Annotated in this window: 17 protein-coding genes; 15 read left to right on the plus strand and 2 right to left on the minus strand. The window is 54.0% G+C overall.

From position 1 onward, the window contains the following. Positions 1–111 precede the first annotated feature (111 nt). From ACJJI0_RS17520 to creD, 5 genes are all read left to right on the plus strand, one after another. Positions 112–303, plus strand: a complete 192-nt coding sequence (locus ACJJI0_RS17520) for a DUF3094 family protein (RefSeq protein WP_252084312.1) — start codon at positions 112–114, stop codon at positions 301–303. A 10-nt stretch (positions 304–313) separates the two neighbouring features. Then, a complete protein-coding gene (locus tag ACJJI0_RS17525; protein WP_252084313.1) occupies positions 314–982 on the plus strand; it encodes a nitroreductase family protein in 669 nt (222 codons plus the stop codon). A 59-nt stretch (positions 983–1041) separates the two neighbouring features. Next, entirely contained in the window at positions 1042–1728 is a 687-nt protein-coding gene (gene creB / locus ACJJI0_RS17530) for a two-component system response regulator CreB (protein ID WP_444883600.1), read from the plus strand. A 1-nt stretch (position 1729) separates the two neighbouring features. Then, the gene (gene creC, locus ACJJI0_RS17535; RefSeq protein ID WP_444883601.1) at positions 1730–3154 is read left to right on the plus strand and encodes a two-component system sensor histidine kinase CreC; all 1425 of its coding nucleotides are present in this window, start codon (positions 1730–1732) and stop codon (positions 3152–3154) included. A gap of 124 nt (positions 3155–3278) precedes the next feature. Then, positions 3279–4652: a cell envelope integrity protein CreD gene (gene creD, locus ACJJI0_RS17540; RefSeq protein ID WP_444883602.1), complete on the plus strand. Its 1374-nt coding sequence runs from the start codon at positions 3279–3281 to the stop codon at positions 4650–4652. A 61-nt stretch (positions 4653–4713) separates the two neighbouring features. Here the strand turns inward: creD and ACJJI0_RS17545 are convergent, their stop codons facing one another. Next, positions 4714–5175, minus strand: coding sequence for an EVE domain-containing protein (locus ACJJI0_RS17545; protein WP_444883603.1), 462 nt, complete (start codon positions 5173–5175; stop codon positions 4714–4716). Between the two features lie 120 nt (positions 5176–5295). Here ACJJI0_RS17545 and ACJJI0_RS17550 point away from each other — a divergent pair, with 120 nt between their 5' ends. The 9 genes from ACJJI0_RS17550 to ACJJI0_RS17590 all read left to right on the plus strand — a co-directional run bounded on the left by ACJJI0_RS17550 (position 5296) and on the right by ACJJI0_RS17590 (position 17320). After that, positions 5296–6384 (plus strand): sensor histidine kinase, encoded by a 1089-nt coding sequence (locus ACJJI0_RS17550; RefSeq protein WP_252084318.1) that lies wholly within the window; start codon positions 5296–5298, stop codon positions 6382–6384. A gap of 4 nt (positions 6385–6388) precedes the next feature. After that, positions 6389–7204, plus strand: a complete 816-nt coding sequence (locus tag ACJJI0_RS17555) for a LytR/AlgR family response regulator transcription factor (protein ID WP_252084319.1) — start codon at positions 6389–6391, stop codon at positions 7202–7204. 378 nt (positions 7205–7582) lie between these two features. Next, on the plus strand, positions 7583–10678 hold the full coding sequence (locus tag ACJJI0_RS17560; protein WP_444883604.1) for an efflux RND transporter permease subunit: 3096 nt from the start codon (positions 7583–7585) through the stop codon (positions 10676–10678). Beyond that, entirely contained in the window at positions 10675–11802 is a 1128-nt protein-coding gene (locus ACJJI0_RS17565; RefSeq protein WP_444883605.1) for an efflux RND transporter periplasmic adaptor subunit, read from the plus strand. The genes ACJJI0_RS17560 and ACJJI0_RS17565 overlap by 4 nt, the downstream gene beginning before the upstream one ends. 92 nt (positions 11803–11894) lie before the next feature. Next, positions 11895–12530, plus strand: coding sequence for a DUF6515 family protein (locus ACJJI0_RS17570; protein WP_444883606.1), 636 nt, complete (start codon positions 11895–11897; stop codon positions 12528–12530). Between the two features lie 117 nt (positions 12531–12647). After that, entirely contained in the window at positions 12648–14819 is a 2172-nt protein-coding gene (locus ACJJI0_RS17575; RefSeq protein ID WP_444885948.1) for a mechanosensitive ion channel family protein, read from the plus strand. A gap of 69 nt (positions 14820–14888) precedes the next feature. Then, on the plus strand, positions 14889–16379 hold the full coding sequence (locus ACJJI0_RS17580) for a rhomboid family intramembrane serine protease (protein WP_444883607.1): 1491 nt from the start codon (positions 14889–14891) through the stop codon (positions 16377–16379). Between the two features lie 86 nt (positions 16380–16465). Then, complete coding sequence (locus tag ACJJI0_RS17585; protein WP_444883608.1) at positions 16466–16933, plus strand: cupin domain-containing protein; 468 nt, start codon at positions 16466–16468, stop codon at positions 16931–16933. 21 nt (positions 16934–16954) lie between these two features. Next, positions 16955–17320, plus strand: a complete 366-nt coding sequence (locus tag ACJJI0_RS17590; RefSeq protein WP_444883609.1) for a thiol-disulfide oxidoreductase DCC family protein — start codon at positions 16955–16957, stop codon at positions 17318–17320. 109 nt (positions 17321–17429) lie between these two features. On the opposite strand, the gene ACJJI0_RS17595 is transcribed toward ACJJI0_RS17590, so the two are convergent. Next, positions 17430–18845 carry a hypothetical protein gene (locus ACJJI0_RS17595; RefSeq protein WP_444883610.1) on the minus strand — a complete coding sequence of 472 codons (1416 nt, stop codon included), beginning with the start codon at positions 18843–18845 and terminating at the stop codon, positions 17430–17432. A gap of 165 nt (positions 18846–19010) precedes the next feature. Between ACJJI0_RS17595 and pepB the strand changes: the two genes are divergently transcribed. After that, positions 19011–20300 (plus strand): aminopeptidase PepB, encoded by a 1290-nt coding sequence (gene pepB / locus ACJJI0_RS17600; protein WP_444883611.1) that lies wholly within the window; start codon positions 19011–19013, stop codon positions 20298–20300. Positions 20301–20418: the final 118 nt, after the last annotated feature.

Genomic DNA, 20418 nt, shown 5'->3' on the forward strand with positions numbered 1-20418 from the left:
CAGCCCTCTCGGCAGATTCTAAAAAAGCCTCGCCTTGCGGGGCTTTTTTTATGGAGTCGCTTTTCGCTTTCTCCTACACTCGGGAGAAAACAATAAAGAGCGAAACAGCCAATGACCAATATCTCCCAGAAGAGACTCTCCGAGGAAGACCAGGCCCGGGTCGATCAGTATCTGCAAAGCGCGGTCAACCAAGTGGAGCGCAAGCCCTTCCGCCCCTGGCTGTTGTTTGTCATGCTCCTGGTGGTGCTGACCCTGCTGTCGTTGATCAGCGTGTTGATCGCGCAGACCAAAGGCGTGGTGTGAGGGGCTTGCTATGGAGCCCGATAAAAACTTTCAGCCACTGAATTTTACCTGCCTTGACGATGACGAGATGTGCCGTCGCGCAGGGGACTTTTTCCGTTTGATGCGCCGGCGCCGCTCGGTGCGGGATTTCTCAGTTAAACCTGTGCCCCGCGAGGTTATCGAAGACGCCGTGCGCGCTGCCGGTAGTGCTCCCAGCGGGGCCAATATGCAGCCGTGGCATTTTGTCGTCGTTGAAAATGCCGAGGTAAAACGCCGTATTCGCCTGGCGGCGGAAGAGGAGGAGCGCGAGTTTTACCAGCGCCGTGCCTCAGAGGAATGGCTCAACGCATTGGAACCCCTGGGCACAGATGCGCATAAGCCTTTTCTTGAAACGGCGCCCTACCTGATTGCAATTTTTCTGAAGAAGTTTTCCAGTGCGGAAAATGGTGAGCGATTAAAAAACTATTACACCGCGGAATCGGTAGGTATCGCCACAGGCATATTGATTGCCGCCCTGCATAATGCCGGTGTGGCGACCCTGACCCACACCCCCAGTCCGATGAAATTTCTCAATGAAATTCTTGGCCGCCCTATGCAGGAAAAACCCTATATGATTCTGGTGGCTGGGCTGCCCGCTGAAGGTGCTCAGGTGCCAGCTATCGGCAGAAAACCCTTGGATGAAATTGCTGATTTTATTTGAGTTACCGCTTTCCGCGCGGCAAAAATAGATACACTGGTGGAATTTGAGCTTAGGGTTCCATGCCAAGAATATTGATCGTCGAGGACGAAGGCGCAATAGCCGATACCCTGATTTACGCGCTGCAGGCCGAGGGTTTTACCACTCACTGGCTGGCGCTTGCCGGCGAGGCTTTAGCACTGCTGAAGAGTGAGTCTTTCGACTTGGTGATTCTTGATGTGGGACTGCCGGATATCAGTGGCTTCGAAGCCTGTAAACAATTGCGACGCTTCTCCGAAGTGCCGGTGATTTTTCTCACTGCGCGCAACGGGGAAATAGACCGGGTTGTAGGGCTTGAAATTGGCGCTGACGATTATGTAGTGAAACCTTTCAGCCCGCGCGAGGTGGCAGCGAGGGTCAAGGCCATCCTCAAAAGGGTGGCGCCACGCTCAGAGAGTGTAAAGCTATCTGAGGCTAAAGGCCCTTTCCGTATCGATTCGGCGAGTTACCAAATCCTCTTCCACGAACAGTTATTGCCCCTGACCCGCCACGAGTACCGCCTATTGGAAACCCTGCTGGCCCAGCCCGGAAGGGTGTTTTCCCGTGCACAATTGCTTGATGCTTTGGGGGTGGCTTTGGAAGTGGGGTATGAGCGCAATGTCGACAGCCATATCAAAGGGCTGCGGGCAAAAATTCGCGAGATAGCACCAGACTCCAAGCCAATCCAAACCCATCGCGGCCTCGGATATAGTTGTTGCCCGGAGCAATAATATGCCGCTCGGGATACGCATTTTTGCCGTCTATTTCCTGTTTGTAGGGTTGGCCGGCTGGTTTGTATTGGGCACGGTGATGGATGAGATTCGCCCCGGCGTGCGCCAGTCCACTGAGGAAACTCTGGTGGATACCGCTAATCTATTGGCGGAAATCCTGCGCGACCCGGTGATCGCCGGTAACTTGGCTCAAAGTCATTTACCCGAAGTGCTTAAAGCCTACGGTCGCCGCCGCCCGGAGGCGAGTATCTGGGGGTATACCAAGAGCCAGGTCAATCATCGCATCTATGTCACCGATGCCAGCGGCACAGTACTACTCGACTCCAGTGGCCTTGCGGTGGGGCGGGATTACTCCCGCTGGAACGATGTTTATCTGACCCTGCGTGGCGATTACGGTGCCCGATCTACCCGCGAAGACCCCAATAATCCAGATTCTTCCGTCATGTATGTGGCGGCGCCAATCCGCGATGGCGAACGGATTATCGGTGTGGTTTCGGTGGCCAAGCCTAATCAAACCTTGCAGCCCTATATCGAGCGTTCGCAGCGTCGCCTGATATGGCAGGGGGCGGGGCTGGTTGTACTCGGCTTGTTGGTAGGCGCCCTTCTGTCCTGGTGGCTCAGTCGTGCACTGGGGAAACTCACCGATTATGCCCAGGCTGCCAGTGCGGGCCACAGGGTAAAACCACCGCAGTTACCCAATGGAGAGTTGGGGCAGTTGGCTGTGGCGGTAGAGCAGATGCGCAGTGAACTAGAGGGCAGGGACTATGTGGAGCGCTATGTACACACCCTGACTCATGAACTGAAGAGCCCATTGGCGGCCATTCGCGGTGCCGCCGAACTGCTCGATAGTGATATGCCGACCGAACAGCACCAGCGTTTTGTGGGCAACATCCAGCGGGAGGCCGAGCGATTGCAGCAGTTAAGCGAACGGTTACTGCATCTGGCCCAGGTGGAGCAGCGTCAGGGGCTGGAGGAGCGAGTGGCGATACCGCTGGCGCCGCTCGTTGAGGAGCTAATCGAGGCTCAGCGAGTTCGTATCAGTGCCGCCCAACTGCATGTGGAGCAAGAGCTGGCACCGGCACTGCAGCTGTACGGTGAGCGCTTTCTGCTGCGGCAGGCCCTGGCCAACCTACTGGACAACGCGCTGGATTTTACCCCGGATGGCGGCCTGATTCGCGTCAAAGCCGAATGCTGTGGAGAATGGGTCAAGGTGTGCTTGTTCAATCGGGGCGAGGCAATCCCGGAATATGCCCTAGGGCGCCTTACTGAGCGCTTCTATTCGCTGCCGCGTCCTGGGGGCGGTCGTAAGAGTACTGGACTGGGACTCAATTTTGTTGAGGAGGTGGCGGAGTTACACGGCGGTACTTTGTCGATCCGCAATGTGCCTGGTGGTGTTGAGGTCAGTCTAAATTTGCCCGCTGCCTGATGGGTAAGGTTACTTTCCACTGGCCCCCACACAATCTCCCCAGACTCTCCATATTGCCTCCATCGGCAATCCATACTCGCAGCTCAGACTGAGGTTATCGAAATTGGATACCGAGGTCTGAACCATGAACCGAGCCCTGGCTTTTAAATTGGGCGCTATTGCTGTTTTGATTTTGTTGCTTCTTATTCCTCTGACCATGATCGATGGCCTGATAAGTGAGCGAAAGCGTTACCAGAGTGATGTGTTAAAGGATATTGCCCGCAGTTCCAGCTTTAACCAGCAAATTACCGGCCCTATTTTAGTGGTGCCCTACGTCAAGAAATACTGGAAGTGGATAACCAATGAAAAAACCGGTGAGAGGCACAAGGAGCAGCGGGAAGAGCGCGGCCACTTGTATTTCCTTCCCGAGCGCTTTGTCTTCGATGCCGACCTGACAACCGAGCGGCGTGCTCGGGGTATCTATGAGGCGCTTCTGTACCACAGCGATAGCAAGGTCAGTGGTTTGTTCCGAGTGCCGGAGAAACTGGGCTTGGGAGTGAATTTGGATCAGTACCGCTTTAGCACACCTTACTTATCGGTAGGCATCAACGACATTCGCGGTATCCGCAATGATCTGAAATTACGCTTGAACAACCAGACATTGGAATTTGCACCGGGCAGTCGCGCACCGATACTAGGTGATGGTGTGCACGCTATGCTGCCAATGGTGGATTCGGAAGGCGGCCAAACCCTGGCGTTTTCATTCGATCTCAAACTGCAGGGTACCGAGCACTTCAGCCTGGTACCGGTGGGTCGTGACAGTCGTGTAATGATGAGGGCCGATTGGCCGCATCCGAGCTTCTTTGGCAACTTCCTGCCCAGTAGTAGAGATTTAAACGATCAAGGATTTACTGCGGAATGGCAGACCAGCTTTTTCGCCACCAACTTGGAGGAGATACTGCGGCGCTGTCATGGGGAGGATCAATGTAACAACCTGACTAATCGCCGCTTTGGTGTGAGCTTCCTCGATCCGGTGGATCAGTACCTGAAAACTGATCGCGCGATTAAATATGCATTGCTGTTTATCACCCTGACCTTCGCCACCTTCTTTCTGTTTGAAATACTCAAGCGCTTGGCGGTGCACCCGGTACAGTATGCCCTGGTAGGTTTGGCGCTGGCGTTGTTCTACCTGCTGCTGTTGTCACTGTCAGAGCATATCGCCTTCGTCAAAGCCTACATAATTTCCGCCGCGGCTTGCGTTGGGTTGATCGGTTTTTATACCAGTGCGGTGTTGCGCAGCTGGCAGCGGGGGCTGGGATTCGCGGGACTGTTGGCTGCCCTATATGCACTCTTGTATGGTCTGCTCAGAGCTGAGGACTACGCCCTGTTGATGGGCTCGCTGTTAGTGTTCGGGGTGCTTGGCTGCACTATGGTACTGACTCGTCAACTGGACTGGTACAACGTCGGGCACAGCCCTACCCAGAGGGGCGACGAGCCCGGTAAAGATGAACAACCGTAAGCTGGGATAAATCACTTCGGGGTGGTATGTAACCGCCCCGTTCTAGTTTTCGCTTCCGGTTTTATTGCCCGCCCAATTTCACGATGTAATCCCACTCTTCCTGGCGCACCGGCTGTATCGACAACCGCCCCTGCCTCACGAGTACCATTTCCGCCAGCTGTGGATCCTTCTTGATTTCTGCCAGGGGTATCGGGCGTTTGAATTCGCTGCGCCATGCCAGGTCCACACAGAACCAGCGCGGACTATCTACGCTGGCCTTGGGGTCGAAGTACTTGCTCTCGGGGTCGAATTGCGCCGGGTCCGCATAGGCGGCGCGCACTACCTCGGCGGTGCCCACCACCGCCGGCAGCTTACAGGCGCTGTGATAGAACAGCACCCCATCGCCCACGGCGACCTGATCGCGCAAGAAGTTGCGCGCCTGGTAATTTCGAATACCATCCCAGCGGCCGCTGCCATTGGCTTCGGCGGCGAGGTCTTGCAGGCTGTACTCATCGGGTTCGGATTTGAATAACCAGTGTGTCATGCGGCAGTTTGTCCCTGTGCTGCGCCGGTTGGTGTTTCGCCGGCGATCGGTGCCATTTAGTATGAAGCCATACAAAAGTGTCAAATCGGCGTTATCTTTTTACGCCTCTAGCGGGAGATTATGGGAAACAAAGCATTTCAGTGGCTTTCAGAGCGCCTGTCGAGCCACAGGTCCCAGTACTGGGCCCTGCAACTCAGTGGTTGGGCCGGCTACACGCTGCTGACTTTTATCGGCAGCTTTTTCTGGGTGAAGGACCATTGGATCCACTCGGGTTATATTGCGGTGGCCACCGTCGCCGGGATATTTCTTAGTGAAGTCATGCGTTTCGGCTTTCAGCGCCTATGGAACAAGCCTCCGGTGACTCGATTCTTTGGTTCACAGCTACTGGTGATTGGCGCAGCCGCTGTGTGGGCGGCAATCAAGTTTGGTGGCTCCCTGTGGTTGTACGGTAAGGCGAGCGATGAGCACCCGGTATGGCAGGCTACGTATTGGTTCTCCTATTCGTTTATGATCCTTACCACCTGGGCGGCGCTGTATTACGGCATCAAGTATTATCGGTCTTCACAGACTCAGCGGGCCAAGGCTCTGCGTGCGGAATCCATGGCGCATCAGGCCCAGTTAAAGATGCTGCGCTACCAGCTGAATCCCCACTTTCTCTTCAATACGCTAAACGCTATCTCCACTCTGATCTTGGATAACGATGGGCGCACCGCCAACAATATGGTCACACGCTTGTCTCAGTTTTTGCGTCATTCTCTCGATAATGACCCCATGCAAAAGGTTACCCTGGCCAAGGAAGTGGAGGCCCTGATGTTGTATTTGGATATCGAGAAAGTACGCTTTGCCGATCGCCTTGGGGTACGGCTGGATCTGCAGGGCGATTCGCCCCAGGCATTGGTGCCCAGCCTACTACTGCAACCTCTGGTGGAAAATGCAATTAAATACGGTATCTCTCAACTGGAGAGCGGTGGCGAGATCAATATCAAGGCGCGAGTGTTCGCAGGGGAGTTACTGCTCGAAGTGAGCGACAATGGTCCGGGTATGCCGGAAGAGGAGTTGCGCCTGATAGGCAAAGGTTACGGTGTTGGTATTCGCAATACCTGTGAGCGCTTGCGTGCTCTGTATGGCGATGATCAGAGAGTGCGTTTCCACAACCGTCCACAGGGTGGGCTGTCGGTGAATATCCGCATTCCCTATGAACAGGAATAACGAGATGAGTGCAGTTGAAAACCTGACCGCAGTAATTGTCGATGATGAACCCCTGGCACGTCGCGGCCTGCGCCTGCGCCTGGAGCATATGTCCGGTGTCGATGTAGTCGCTGAGTGCGGCAACGGCCGCGAGGCTCTGGAAATTATTCTGCAGCTAAACCCGGATGTGGCGTTTGTGGATATTCAGATGCCTGGCGTCAATGGTCTGCAGCTGGTGCAGCAAATACCCCTGGAAAAACTGCCCCAGGTGGTGTTCGTAACGGCTTATGATCAGTATGCGGTGGAGGCCTTCGAGGTCAACGCGGTAGATTACGTATTGAAACCCATCGAAGAGGAGCGACTGCAACTGGCTCTGACTCGCGCACGGGAAAAAATGGCCACGGCAGATATCGCTATACAGCGCGAGCAGCTGTTGGAGGCGGTTGCGGATTTGACCAAGGAATCTCCGGAGGCACTGGAGCAGAAACTGGTCAGCGGCCAGTTTGCCGGCAGCGCCTACCCGGACAAAATCGCCGTGAAGGACTCTGGTAAGATCACCCTCGTACCGGCACGGGAAATCGATTGGATTGACGCTGCCGGGGACTATATGTGTGTACACGCCCAGGGCGAAACCCATGTGATGCGCATTACCATGAAGGAATTGGAGCAACAGCTGGATCCAAAATTATTCCAGCGTATTCACCGCTCCACTATCGTAAATTTAAGCCGTGTACGGGAAATTCGCGCGCATATTAATGGTGAATATCACCTGGTGTTGGACAGTGGCGAGTGCCTGAAAATGAGCCGCAGCTATAAGAGTAAAGTGCAGCATTTTCTTTGAGGTATTTTTGCGCCTAGTGGAAATAAAAATTCACTCAGTAACCTGATCGAATATTCCCGACACTTTGTCGCAACGGCCTTGTTTGCAACTCCTATTGCATTAATCTTCCTTTCCCTAGCCCGCTGTTCTCCAGCCGCGGGCATATCGCACGGCACAGGAAGTGCGGTTATTGGCCCAGAGCTAGAGTGTCTGGAATAATGCCTATGACTCCCAGAAAAATGGTATTTTTTCCAAGAAAATAAACCGGGTGCGAACCAACATACTAACTGCAGGTTTACGATCTCTGCACCAGTGTTTTTTCAGAGACAGTGAAATAGATCAGGACTTGTCTGGGTCACTGCCACACTAACCGTAAATATATAATTAAGGGCCTATGGAATGGCACTGACAAAAGCCGCACTGAAAAATCCTGCTGCTGCCGGCGTGGTAGTGGTGTTCGCCGTCTTGCTGGGGGCTTTTCTTGCCAGCCGCTTACCAGTACAGCTTTTCCCCGATATCGAAAGCCCGCGTATTGTTATCCAGGCGGGCTGGCGTGCTGCCGCACCGAAAGAGGTGGAGGCAGAAATTGTTGAGCCGATTGAATCGGTTCTGCAGGGCCTCACCGGCCTGGAAACCATGGAGGTCAATGCTGGCCGTGGCGGTGCTTGGGTAAATCTCGAATTCAGTATGGGCACCGACATGGACAAGGTGCTGATCGATGTGATCAGCCGTATGAGCAGCTTGCCGCCTCTGCCGCGAGATGCGGAACCGCCGCGGGTAATGCTAGGTGGTTGGGGCGGTGGTACCAATGCACTTACTTATTTCTTTTTGCAGAAGCTGCCTGAAAATCCCAACCACCTCGACGACTTTACCGGCCTGATTGAGGATGTTTTGCGGCCGGAGCTGGAGTCTGTGCCGGGTGTGGCAAGTGTGGAGGCCCAATCCGGTCGTGCCGCGCAAGAGGAACTGCAGGTTATTTTCGACCCTTGGAAAGCGGCCGATTTAGGTATTCAGTTGCCGGCGATCAGCCGTCAGTTGGCCTCGGCAAGAGATGTTTCTGGTGGTTTTACCGATGTCGGGCGTCGCCGTTACACACTGCGTTTTGTCGGTGAGTACAAGCCGACGGATTTATCCGAGCTGGTGCTAGAGTGGCGCGATGGCCAGCCGGTGCGCCTCGGTGATATTGCCGAGGTGCGTGTAGGGCCCTCTGAGCCCCGCGGAGTGGCTACACAAAATGGCAATCCGGCTGTCTCTATGCGCATCAACCGCGCAAACGATGCCAATATGCTTGCCACTCTGGAGCTGGTAAAACAGAAGGTTGAGGAACTGAATGAGACCAAGCTGAAAAACGAACAGCTGGTACTGGTGCAGTCCTTCGATGCCTCGGTATTCGTTTACCGCGCCCTCAATTTACTTGGCGGTAATATGATTTTGGGCATATTGCTGGCGGTGGGGGTGCTCTGGTGGTTTATGCGGCGTATGCGCGCTACTTTGATTGTGGCAGCCGCTATTCCCATTTCCCTTTTATCCACCTTCGTTGTCATGTCCGCCGCTGGGCGCAGTGTCAATGTGATTTCCCTTGCTGGCCTTGCTTTCGCTACCGGTATGGTGCTCGATGCGGCAATTGTGGTGTTGGAGAATATTGTGCGTCTGCGGGAAAAAGGCAGCAATCCAGAGGAGGCCTCGGAACAGGGCGCCGGTCAGGTTTGGGGTGCATTGCTGGCGAGTACTGCCACTACCGTAGCGATCTTCCTGCCGGTATTTTTCCTCAACAGTGTCGAGGGACAGGTCTTTGGTGATCTGGCTCTGACGATTGCAGTGGCAGTGGTATTTTCCCTGTTGGCGGCTATTGCCATAGTGCCACTGGCGGCAAAACTGTGGCTGCCCTCGATTTCCAGTGAGGATCGCCTGGCTCATGTGTGGGAGAAAATCGCCACTCGGGTTATGGCACTGACCGGTACCCGTGCGCGTCGCTGGCAGGTGATCGGTGGCTTTCTGCTGGTGCCTATTGCCGCAACTTATTTCCTATTACCCAATCTCGATTATTTACCGCCGGTAAAAAGGGATGCGGTGGATGTATGGATGAATTTCCCCGCGGCTACAAATACCAAAACTATCGAAAAGGATATCGTCAACGAACTTGACCGGCGCATGGCACCCTTTATGAGTGGTGAGCGCGAGCCGGCTCTCAAAAACTACTACATCATTACCTGGCCCAGCGGCGGCAATATGGGCGTGCGTGTTAAGGATATGGATCAGGCCAAGGAGATGGAGACGCTGTTGCGTGAGGAGATCCTGGTAGATATTCCCGACTTTCAAGGCTTCGCCGCAAGGGGCAACCTGTTTAGCCGCTTTGGTGGAGATCGCAATATCGCCCTGCACCTGCAATCCCGCGATGCTGATGGATTAATGCGCGCGGCTGCCCGCGGTGTTGAAGTGGTGGAAGAGGTGATGCCTGGCACCCCAGTGCAGACTAACCCGGGTCTGTCTCTGTCTGAACCAGAGCTGACGGTGCGCCCTAACGACCGCGCCATGCTGGAGCAGGGTTGGAACCGCCAGGATATGGGGGGGCTGATTCGCACCCTCGGCAATGGTCTCTATGTGGGCGAATACTTCGACGGGGAAAAACGCCTGGATATGATTTTCAAGGCCAAGCCTTGGAGTACACCGGAACAGTTGCAGAATACGCCGTTGGTCACTCCCCGTGGAGAGGTGGTATCGCTGAGCCAGTTGGCGAGTGTGGAGCGCACCGTGGGCCCGGGCAATCTGCGTAGAGTAGATGGCCGTCGCACTATTACCCTGAATATTGTGCCACCGGATGACATCTCTCTAGAGGAAGTACGTGCCCAGCTTGAGGAAGAGGTGCTGCCGAAAATTCGCGAGGCTCTGCCCGAGGATGGCAGTATCCTGGTAGGGGGGAACGCTAGTGATTTGGATAAAGCTCTGATATCTCTTTCACAGAACTTCCTGTTGGCGCTGTTGATTCTGTTCCTGCTGATGAGTGCTTTGTTTCGCTCACTGCGCGATGCTGGGCTGGTGCTGTTAACCGTACCGCTGGCTACTGTCGGCGGGGTCTTGGCACTGCAGTTGCTGAATCTGATCAGCTTCCAGCCCCTCGATCTTCTCACCATGATTGGTTTCGTTATTCTTCTGGGGTTGGTAGTGAATAACGCCATCTTGTTAGTACACCAGACCCGCTCAGCGGAAGGCGCGGGCGCCAGTCGGGTAGAGGCGGTGGAGCAGGCGTTGCGCCTGCGCCTGCGGCCGATCTTTATGAGTACCTTGACCAGCGTATTCGGCATGTTGCCCCTGTTGGTAGCTCCGGGCGAAGGAAGTGTGATCTACCGCGGTCTGGCTGCCGTGATTGTCGGTGGAATGGCGGTCAGTACTCTGTTTACCTTGATTTTATTACCGGCGCTGTTACAGACCGGTCGCCTGCCTGTGCCGCAATTTACCGGCTTGCGTCAAAGACTGGCCCTGAGGAGTTCCCAATGAAAAAGTTACTTGCCGGAGTTGTCCTGTCCCTCACCTCTGTGGGACAGGTTTTGGCCCAGAGTGGCGCCGTGGCGGTCACTGTGGATCGGGCTGAGACCCGCCAGATGGCAGCTAGCCAGTGGTCCGCCGGGGAGGTGGTGAGCCGTCGCGATATACGTATTTCCTCTGAACTGGATGGCGTGTTGGAGTTTGTTGCTGAGCCCGGTAGCTTGGTAAAAAAAGGTGAGCGCCTGGCGCAGTTGGATGGAACCCATTGGCGCCTGCAGTTGCGCAATAGTGAAAGTCGTATTGCCCAGCTGAAGGCGCGTCTCACCTACCTGGACGCGCAGCTGCATCGACTGAGTAAACTGGCGGAAACCAACAGCACCTCCCGTGCAGCGCTGGAGGAACAGCAGGCCGAGCGCGAGGCGATGGCCCAGGATCTGTTAGCCGCACAGATTGAGCGGGACAGGCGCGCCTATGAACTTGGTAAGACCAACATTGACGCCCCCTTCGATACCCTGGTGGTGAGTCGCGAGTTGCAGGCGGGGGAATATGTCCGCACCGGCTCCGAGCTGTTACGCGCGCTGGATATGTCCCAGCTGGAGGTGGAGGCAGATATTCCGTTGGCTGCTCTGCCCCTGATTGGTGCCGGCGACAGTATTTCGGTGCGAAGCGATGCCTTGTCCCTCTCCGAGAGTGAGCGCGCCAAAGCACGGATTATCAGCGGTCATGTGCGCCAGTATGTACCTGTGGCCAGCGAAAACTCTCGCAGAGTTAAGCTGATGGTGCAGCTGCCCGGCAAGGCTTCACAGCAGTGGGACTGGGTAGTGGGCATGCCGGTACAGGTGGCAGTCCCCCTGTCTGAGGCCCGCGACACCATGGCAGTTCCGCGTGACGCCTTGGTGTTACGCAATGGCGAAACCTTTGTTTACCGTGTGGATAAAGAGGATAAAGCGGAGCGTTTGTCGGTTCGTGTTGGCAGCGGTGATGGAGAGTGGATAGCCGTTTACGGTGAACTCGCTGATGGCGATCGGGTTATCGTGCGCGGTGCCGAGCGCCTGCAGCCGGGGCAGGAGGTGAAGATATTATCAGAGGTGGTGCGCGATAAAGATGACAGCAGTGTTCTGGCGGTGGCTGACTGAAATATTGATACCAGTCTCTTTCAATTAAATTGGGGAACAGAGTTCCATGACAATACACTTCTGCGACATTTACTTGCTCGTAGAGGTGTCTTATGCGTTTCCTGCTTGCGCTGCTGTTACTGACGATTGCCTCAGCACCTCTCGCGGAGACGCAGGTGGTGCCCCTTCTGGACGGGGCGCGCCTTATCGAAGCCAACAATGAAATTTATTTCTATGCAGATGGATATTTCTACCGGCAGGGACCGGATGGTTACACCCGTGTGGAGCCACCACTCGGGGCTAGAGTGCCGGAAGTACCAACAGGCACATCCTTTTACCTCGGTGGCAAGGATTACCGGCGAGCGGGGAATGGCACTTTCTTCGAGTTTGACCCTAAAGACAACCAATTTGTGGTGGTTACCCCTCCGGCCAATTGGCGCAATTACAATCGCAATCCCCTAGCACCCGAAGTAAGAATTTACCGGCGTGCCTATCCGCCCAATTACGAATCTACCCGAGCCTATCCTCCTAAATACGAATCCTCCCGCAATGTCAGCCAGCTACGTCATTCGAGAAATGTCCGCCGCCCTGACCGAAATCTCGGCCGTAGGGAAGTGTTTTGCAAGGCCAGAGCAGCCAACCTGGTGAGAAGTGTGCATAGACCCGGAAGGGTATCTGTGGTTAGTACTCGCGCCTATCGCAGACAATACCTCAATTGTATGCGCAGCTATGGGCGCAGACGCTACTGAGCCCCTTTAAGTTGAAGAGCCGAGAGCCTGGCCGCTCTCGGCTACACTCAAGAAATAAGCCCCTAGGGGCAAGGTCTTCCCCTTGCTGATACTGCTTCACGGACAGATGTGTATTTTATGCTGGGTGTTGGTGGTTACTTCTTTACTGATAAGCCTAAGACTCGCACCGGGCAACGACTTTCCCACTTTTTTCCGATCGCCTTCTGCCTGATTTTTTTCGCCCTTTGCTCTCTGGCCGCTAGTGCCCAGTTACCCGGTTCCAAGCCCAAGGAATTCAAGGCGGTGGTGCCTGAGTTTGCCGATCCTTCTGCAGATTGGTGGACCGGCTGGAGCAATGCATCACCGGAGCAGCGACGAGAGTGGCTACAGGCGATTAAAAAGGGTTGGCAAGAGTGGCAGCAAGAATTACCTGAAGAGGATGAGGCGCTGCAAAAAGGGGCGAAAAAAATTACCCAGAGCCTGGAGGGGGTGGAGGTCACCTGGAAGAAGCGTCAGGAATATTTAAAAGTTGAGTTGATGCCGGAGGTGAAGTTTCCGGAAAACCCTAGCGTACTCGACTGGGCCCGCGCTGATGCGGCCATTAGCCGCGGTCAACGCCGCCTGAGTGGTGTGCAGCTAGAGGCGCGGCAGCTGCGCGCTAGCCGGTCGCAATCCTTGGCGCAGTTGCGAAAACAAGTAATTGTGCTGCGTGATGCCAAAGGTGAGGAAGAAGACCAAGCGGCACAAGCGCTGTTATTGGCGCAGATCAATCACCTGAATATTATTGAGCAGCTGGATACGGTGAATGAGTTTCTCGGCACCTGGCAGGAAAAAATCGAACTGTCGGAAACCAAGCTGCGCGGTATGCTCGACGACCTGCAGTTCAGTGAGAAGGATGCCGAGAAGCTGGAGAAATCCATCACCGACAGCGATAAGAAAATTGAGCGTATCGCCGCTACTCGCACCAGTATCCAGAGCACTACCGAGCCCTCCACTGATCCCGACGTCAATATGAAAAAGGACCTCACCCTGATGCAACTGGAGGTGGACCTTTTAGAGGAACACCTGGGTAAGCGCAAGAGCGAGTTACTGCAATCCATCAACCGCGTATTGAATCCAGAAACTGGCGAGGAGACATTGGTTGTCAGTCGCGAGCTGCTGGAGAATGCCAATGCGGTGATCGATAGCACTTCGCGGGAGCTGGCGATCCGACAGAGGCAGGTGGTGGCTTGGCGCGATGAGGAGGAAAGTGCCGATCTGAGTCGTTGGTGGGCTTACTTTGAACGGATCGGCAGTGGTCTGGCGCGGGCCAACGATTTGGAGCAGGATATCCAGCGTTATGAGAAGGCCCAACTTGAAGTTTACCGCGAGCGCCAGGGCTGGTGGGCCACGGTTCGCGAACGTTTGGCGCTGACCGGCCGCCAGGTATACAAACGCTGGCGCACTCTGGCGGATTACCAGCTGTTTACTATCGCGCAAAACCCAATCACGTTGCGCCTGATTGCCAGGATGGCATTTGTGTTGGTCTGCGCCTGGTTGCTGTCGGTACTGACTCGCGCCTTCCTGCGCCGGCTAGTACGCAGGGAACACGCCAGCGAATCCTCCATGTATAACCTGAGCCGCGTATTGCACTACACCTATATCGGCGTCGCCCTGATTGTGGTGTTGAGTATGCTCGGCCTGGATACCTCCAAGCTGGCACTGGTGGCTGGAGCCCTATCTGTAGGTATTGGTTTTGGCTTGCAGGCTATTTTTTCCAATTTCATTTCCGGGCTTATTTTACTGTTCGAAAGGCCCTTGAAGGTTGGGGACTTGGTAGAGCTGGAGTCCGGTGTTTTTGGCCGAATCCGCGATATCAATGTGCGATCAACCCGTATCACCACCCGCGACAATGTGGATATCCTGGTACCAAATACCGAGTTTGTCGCTGGGCGGGTGATTAACCATACCCTTGATGACCCGGTGCGTCGTATTCATGTGTCCTTTGGTGTTTCCTATGCCTCCGATCCAGACTTGGTGCGGGAAGCTGCACTGGAGGCCGCCTCGCGGGTCAATATCACTCATACCGACTGGAAGCGTAAAACTGAAGTCTGGCTGATGGAATTTGGCGATAGCGCGCTGAATTTTAAGCTGGTGGTATGGGTGAACAGTAACATGGTCACATCTCTGGGTGACTCCTATGCGCTTTACAATTTAGAACTGTTGCGGGAATTTCGTGAAAAGGGTATTGAGGTGCCTTTCCCACAGCGGGATCTGCACCTGCGCAGTTGGGATGCACCGGCAATGATTACTCGCGCAGGGAGAAAGTAGTAGCTCAGGGAGAGCATCGGGCTTGAGTTGCGGTGGATAGGCGTAGTATTTTCCAAGCGACCGACGGTGATGTCGGCCCCATCCCTGTTATTTTTATTGCAGCGTTTTGCTATTGGGCGTTCGTGCAATATCTACAAGGAACTGCCCGTGCTGATAATCCCGATCCAGAATAAACCAGACTGGCGTCGACCTCCTCTGATGTGCTTTGTGCTAATCCTCGCCAACTTACTGGTATTTATGTTCTACCAAGGCGGTGACGATGCCCGCTGGCAGCAGGCTGAGGAATATTACTTCGACAGTGACTTACCGGATCTGGAGGAGCAGCGCTTCCTGATTTATGTCAATGAGGAGCATCCCGAGTGGCGCCTGCAGATGGATGTAGAGGGCGAGGAATTTGTCTATCGGGAACTACTGTGGAATACGGAATTTCACCAGTGGCTACTGCCCAGGCTGGAACAGGAGGGGCAAACCCAGTGGTTACAGCAGCGCCAGCATTTTGCCGGGCTGCGCGACAAGATTAGCAGCATGGCCCTGGGTCTGACGCCGGCGGAACCCAGTGCGGCTGGACTTTTAGGTCATATGTTTTTACACGGCAGCTGGGATCACCTGATTGGTAATATGGTGTTTTTGCTGCTGTTTGGCTTATCGGTTGAGCTGGCACTGGGGGGGCTTTGGTTTATCGCCCTTTATCTTCTCGGTGGCTTGGCTGCGGCTAGCCTGCATATGTTGGTTGAATCGGGTAGTTATGTACCTATGGTCGGTGCTTCTGGCGCTGTATCGGCGATTATGGGGATGTTCGTTGCTATATACGGAGTGCGGCGCTTGCGCTTTTTTTACACCGTCGGATTTATGTTTGGCGAGTTCAGTGCGCCGGCTCTGATGGTGTTGCCCCTGTGGCTGGGTAAGGAAGTGTTTGGCTACCTATATGGTGATGCCGGGATCGCCTATTGGGCCCATACCGGCGGCTTGCTGGCTGGATTTGTTCTGGCCTTACTGTTGATTTATTGGCGACCACCGTTAAAGGCGATGCCGCAGGAAGAAGAGGAACTACCATCCCCGCAAAAGAGCGCGCTGGCGCGCATTGATCGATTCCAGGAAGAGGGTAAGCTGCTCGAAGCCGCAGAGGCTGCGGCCTCCGCAGTACGTCAGTATCCCGACCACCTACCGCTGATACAGCGCTTTATCGAGTTGACCGCGATTAATCCCGATAGTGAGGCGTATCACCGAGCCAATTTGGCGCTATTTACCCAGGCGGCCAACCCAACAGTTGATGCTCGTATTATTTCCTCCGGTTATTACAGTTACCTGCAAACTACGCAGAAGCCTCGAGCCCTAACTGCCAAAACTTGCCTGCTGATGGCGCGCCGCGCTGCTGAAGCCAAAAACTGGCCCTGGCTCGATGAACTCTTGAACAAGCTTATTGCGCAAAAAGTACAGCACCCGTTGATACCCAAATTAGGTATGACTCTGGTGAATTATTACCGACGTCTGGGCGAAGAGGGGCGCGCACGGGAAATGAAGGCGTTAACCCAGGGGATGGAAATATCTGGACAGCCCTAGAGGATAAAAACCTGTTTATTAAAATACATTGGCAGTTAGACAGATCCCAGTAAGCATCCATAAGATCAAATTGGCAGGGGAGCCTTATGAATAAATATATTCTTAAAAAAGAACAAATCCTGGATATGGAGGGGGAGCACAAGGTGCACTTCCTCAACCCGAATGCAGTGCGCCGCAATAAATCCTTGGGAGACATGACCGGGATAAGTGGCTTTGGCTTTCACATTATTGAAATAGAGCCTGGGTACGAATCCACAGAGTATCACTGCCACAAATTTGAAGATGAATGTGTCTATATCCTGCAGGGGCAGGCTTCAGTATTCATCGGCGAAGAAAACTATATAGTGGGTGAAGGGGACTTTATCGGATATCCGGCTAATGGCCTTCCCCATGTGATGAAAAATACCGGAAACGATATTCTGCGCTGTATCGTAGTGGGCCAGCGCCTGGATCATGATGTGGCAGACTACCCCAATAAGAATAAGAGGATTTACCGTAATAAGGGGTTGCCGTGGGAACTAGTGGATCATAAAGATATCGAGCACCCTCGTTAACTCCACAGACAGAGATTCTGTATGGCCACAAAAGTACGTGTTTTCTACAATTCTGCCTGTCCGGTATGCGATGCGGGTATCCGTGCTCAGAAGAAGAAAAACACCACTTGCGGTGTGGAGTGGGAAGATGTTCACCTTGATAATGCCAAAGCACAGCAGCTCGACGTGGACCTGGAATTTGTGCGAGAGCGCTTGCACGTGATTGATACACAGGGGCACCTGCGAGTGGGTTACGAAGCATTTATAGCGATTTGGGAGAACTCTCCCAGTGAACAGTGGAAAGCAAGGTTGTCAAAAACACCGGGTCTGCGATGGTGTCTTAACAAAATCTATAATGGCTTTGCCCGCTGCCTCTATCTATGGAATAGGGCTTTAAAGCACTGGTGAGATTGCTTCTGATTTTCTGCCGGGTGGAATAAACGGATAGAGAAAGCACGCAACCCTCTCCTGGAAACGTGCTATCGGTACAGGCTACTGACTCGTTGACCCTATGAATTTATTGGTGTGTGTTCTCTGAACTATTTAGTACTTTCCACAGAGTATCGATTTGATTGCGTAGAGTGCTGTTAGGGAATTTCTGTCTAATGAATTGCAGTAATTTCCTGGCCAGGTCTTCGCGGTTCAGCCCATCCATATATACCTGCGCCAGCAGCAGGTAAGCCGCATCCAGCTGTGGATAACTTTCTTTGTGTAGATTGTTCAATAATTGCGCCGCCAGCTGGTATTTGTGCTGTTGGTAGAGCACCTTGGCTAGGGTGTGGCGAAGCTCGGGTTTTACAATAGGGGGGGCCGGCTCGGTGGCCAGGTAAAGTTCCGCCGCTTTGTGTGGCCGGTTGAGTTGTATGAACTTATCCAGTAAATGGGGGCCGAGTTCCCGCAGGGCTTTTTGGTCCTGGGTTGCCAGTAGCAAGCGGTAGTAGCGTTCGTTGAGGGCTTCATCATTGGGGTAGCGGCGCAAGCCATCTACCAGCGCCTGACGTGCGGCTGGTAGATTCGATTCGCGCATTAAAATCTGTGCATCGGCCAAAGCGCGTGCGCGGTTGAATTCGTCCTCTTCCAGAAAGGTACTTTCATCATCCAGTTCGGCCTGAATACCCAGTTTTTGCTGTCGTGACAGGCAGATGTAACCCATCATGGCGCTAGTTACGATATAGAAATAGGTAGTCGTGGCTGCAATCACCGGGCTCAGGGACCAGGGGGGTAGCTTTTCAATGGCAATGGCCATCAGCAGGTTGGGTGCGGCGGAAACCGCAGTGGTGGTAATCCACAACAGCCAGTAGGGCCAGCCGATAATCAAAGTGAATTGTAGTAACTTAAGTGGATTGATCGCCGCACGCAGGCTGTGTTCAAGGGCCAGTACAATCATCGCTGCCGGCGCAAATAGGAAGAGGGCAAAAGCATAAAGCTGCACGGCACCCATACCGAAAGAGAAGAGTTTGTAACCAACAAAACCGGCAATCAAGGTCATAGCGATGACTTTCAAGAACAGCGGTGCACTATTACCGTCCAGGGCATCGCCAATTCCGGGAGCTTCCAACTGGCCACTGGCAAGCCGCTCGATAACCAGCAAGTTGTAGCGGCTCACCAGGGCAACGATGCCCACCAGGGCAACGATTGCTAAAAGACCCAGGCCTGAGATTAGTAAACTGGCTGCAGCTGCCAGTGCTATGATCGCCAGGGGGCCTGGTTTTAAGGCGTAGAGAAAATAAAAAATTCCCACCTGCCAAAAGGGCTTAGCACTGTTGCTGGCACCGATATACTCCACTGGATCGCGACACAACGGACACTCGGGTCCAAGGCCCTGATAGTTGGCACTGGAGCCTGGGATACATTCGCTACAGTATTTGCGCTGACAGGGTTGGCACTGCCAGGATGCATCGGCACTGGAATGGTAGCGGCAGGATTCAGCCATGAATTTTCCCTAAAAACTTTTCTTCCTGAAGGTTTATTGTGTTTCTTTCTAACAGTTTATCCGCCGTCATCGTGGCGGCGCAATCGTCGAGTATTTTTGATGTACTGTTAGAATGCAGCGTGAATCCCAATAAAATTGGCACACAAGTTTCAAAAAAGGTGTTGTATGACAAAAGCTATGCGCGTTCATTTGGTGGAAGGCACTGCAGGAGAACCCTGGGGCGAGGCGGCGTTACTCAGTTTTAATGGCAGCGAAGCGCATATCCATATTGGTGCGGCCAAAGGTGCTGCACTGGTGGCGGCGCAACGCGCGGCTCGGCGCCTCGATGGCATGGGAATCAATGAGGTGATACTCAGCGGTGAGGGTTGGGATATCGAAAGTCGCTGGGCTTTCTGGGGCGGTTATTTTAATCCACGTATCAATAATAAAATCCACTGGGGCAGCGAGGATGCTGGCGAGCTAAAAGAACTGGCAGCACGTGAAAATGCTGCGTGTTGGGTCCGCGAGATTACCAATGGCACGCCGGATGATGTTTCTCCCAGGGTGCTGGCGGAGAGCGCGGCGGAAATGCTACAGAAGCTTGCCCCGAGCGCAGTTAACTATCGCATTGTGGCCGGGGATGACTTGCTGCGCGATGGCTTTGTTGGTATCCACAATGTGGGCCGTGGTAGCGTGCGCGAGCCTGTCATGTTACAGCTCGACTACAACCCTACAGGCAATGCGGATGCTGAGGTGGATATCTGTCTGGTGGGCAAAGGGATCACATTCGATTCCGGTGGCTACAGCATTAAGCCCTCAAGCAACATGGCCACCATGAAATCTGATATGGGCGGTGCCGCTATGGTGACTGGAGGCCTCGCGCTGGCCATTGCGCGTGGTCTGGAAAAAAGAGTGAAGCTGTACCTTTGCTGTGCGGAGAACCTGGTTTCCGGCCACGCATTTAAGTTGGGCGATATTATTGAATACAAGAATGGTGTCACCGTTGAAGTGCTGAATACCGATGCGGAAGGGCGTCTGGTATTAGCGGATGGCCTACTCGCCGCAGGGGAAGATAAGCCTCGCTTTGTTTTGGATGCCGCTACCCTGACGGGTGCTGCCAAAATGGCTGTAGGCCGCGACTTTAATTCAGTCTTCAGTTTTGAAGATGAAATGGCACAGAAGGTACTGAATGCCGCAGCACAGGAGAATGAGAAGGCCTGGCGCTTACCACTGGAGCCCTTCCATCTGGAGCAGACCCCCTCTAACTTTGCCGATATTTCTAATATAGGCGCTGACGGTAGCCCTGGGGCTTCAACTGCGGCGGCCTTCCTTGCTCGTTTTGTATCGGAGGAGGGCCGCAACTGGGTGCATATAGATCTCTCTGGCTCTTACCAGCCAAGTGCCAATGACCTTTGGGCCGCTGGTGCCAAGGGACATGGCTTGAGAACTATTGCTCGTTTCCTACTGGATAATTAATACCCAGCAATTACTGCCAAAAGCCTTGCAAAACGCGCCTAAAATTGGCGCGTTTCTATTTTTTCCTGACCTGCGCCTGTAAATTTTCACGAAATTATATTCCTTTTGAAAGCTTTAA

Source organism: Microbulbifer mixtoriginis (SeqCode) (assembly GCF_052466695.1).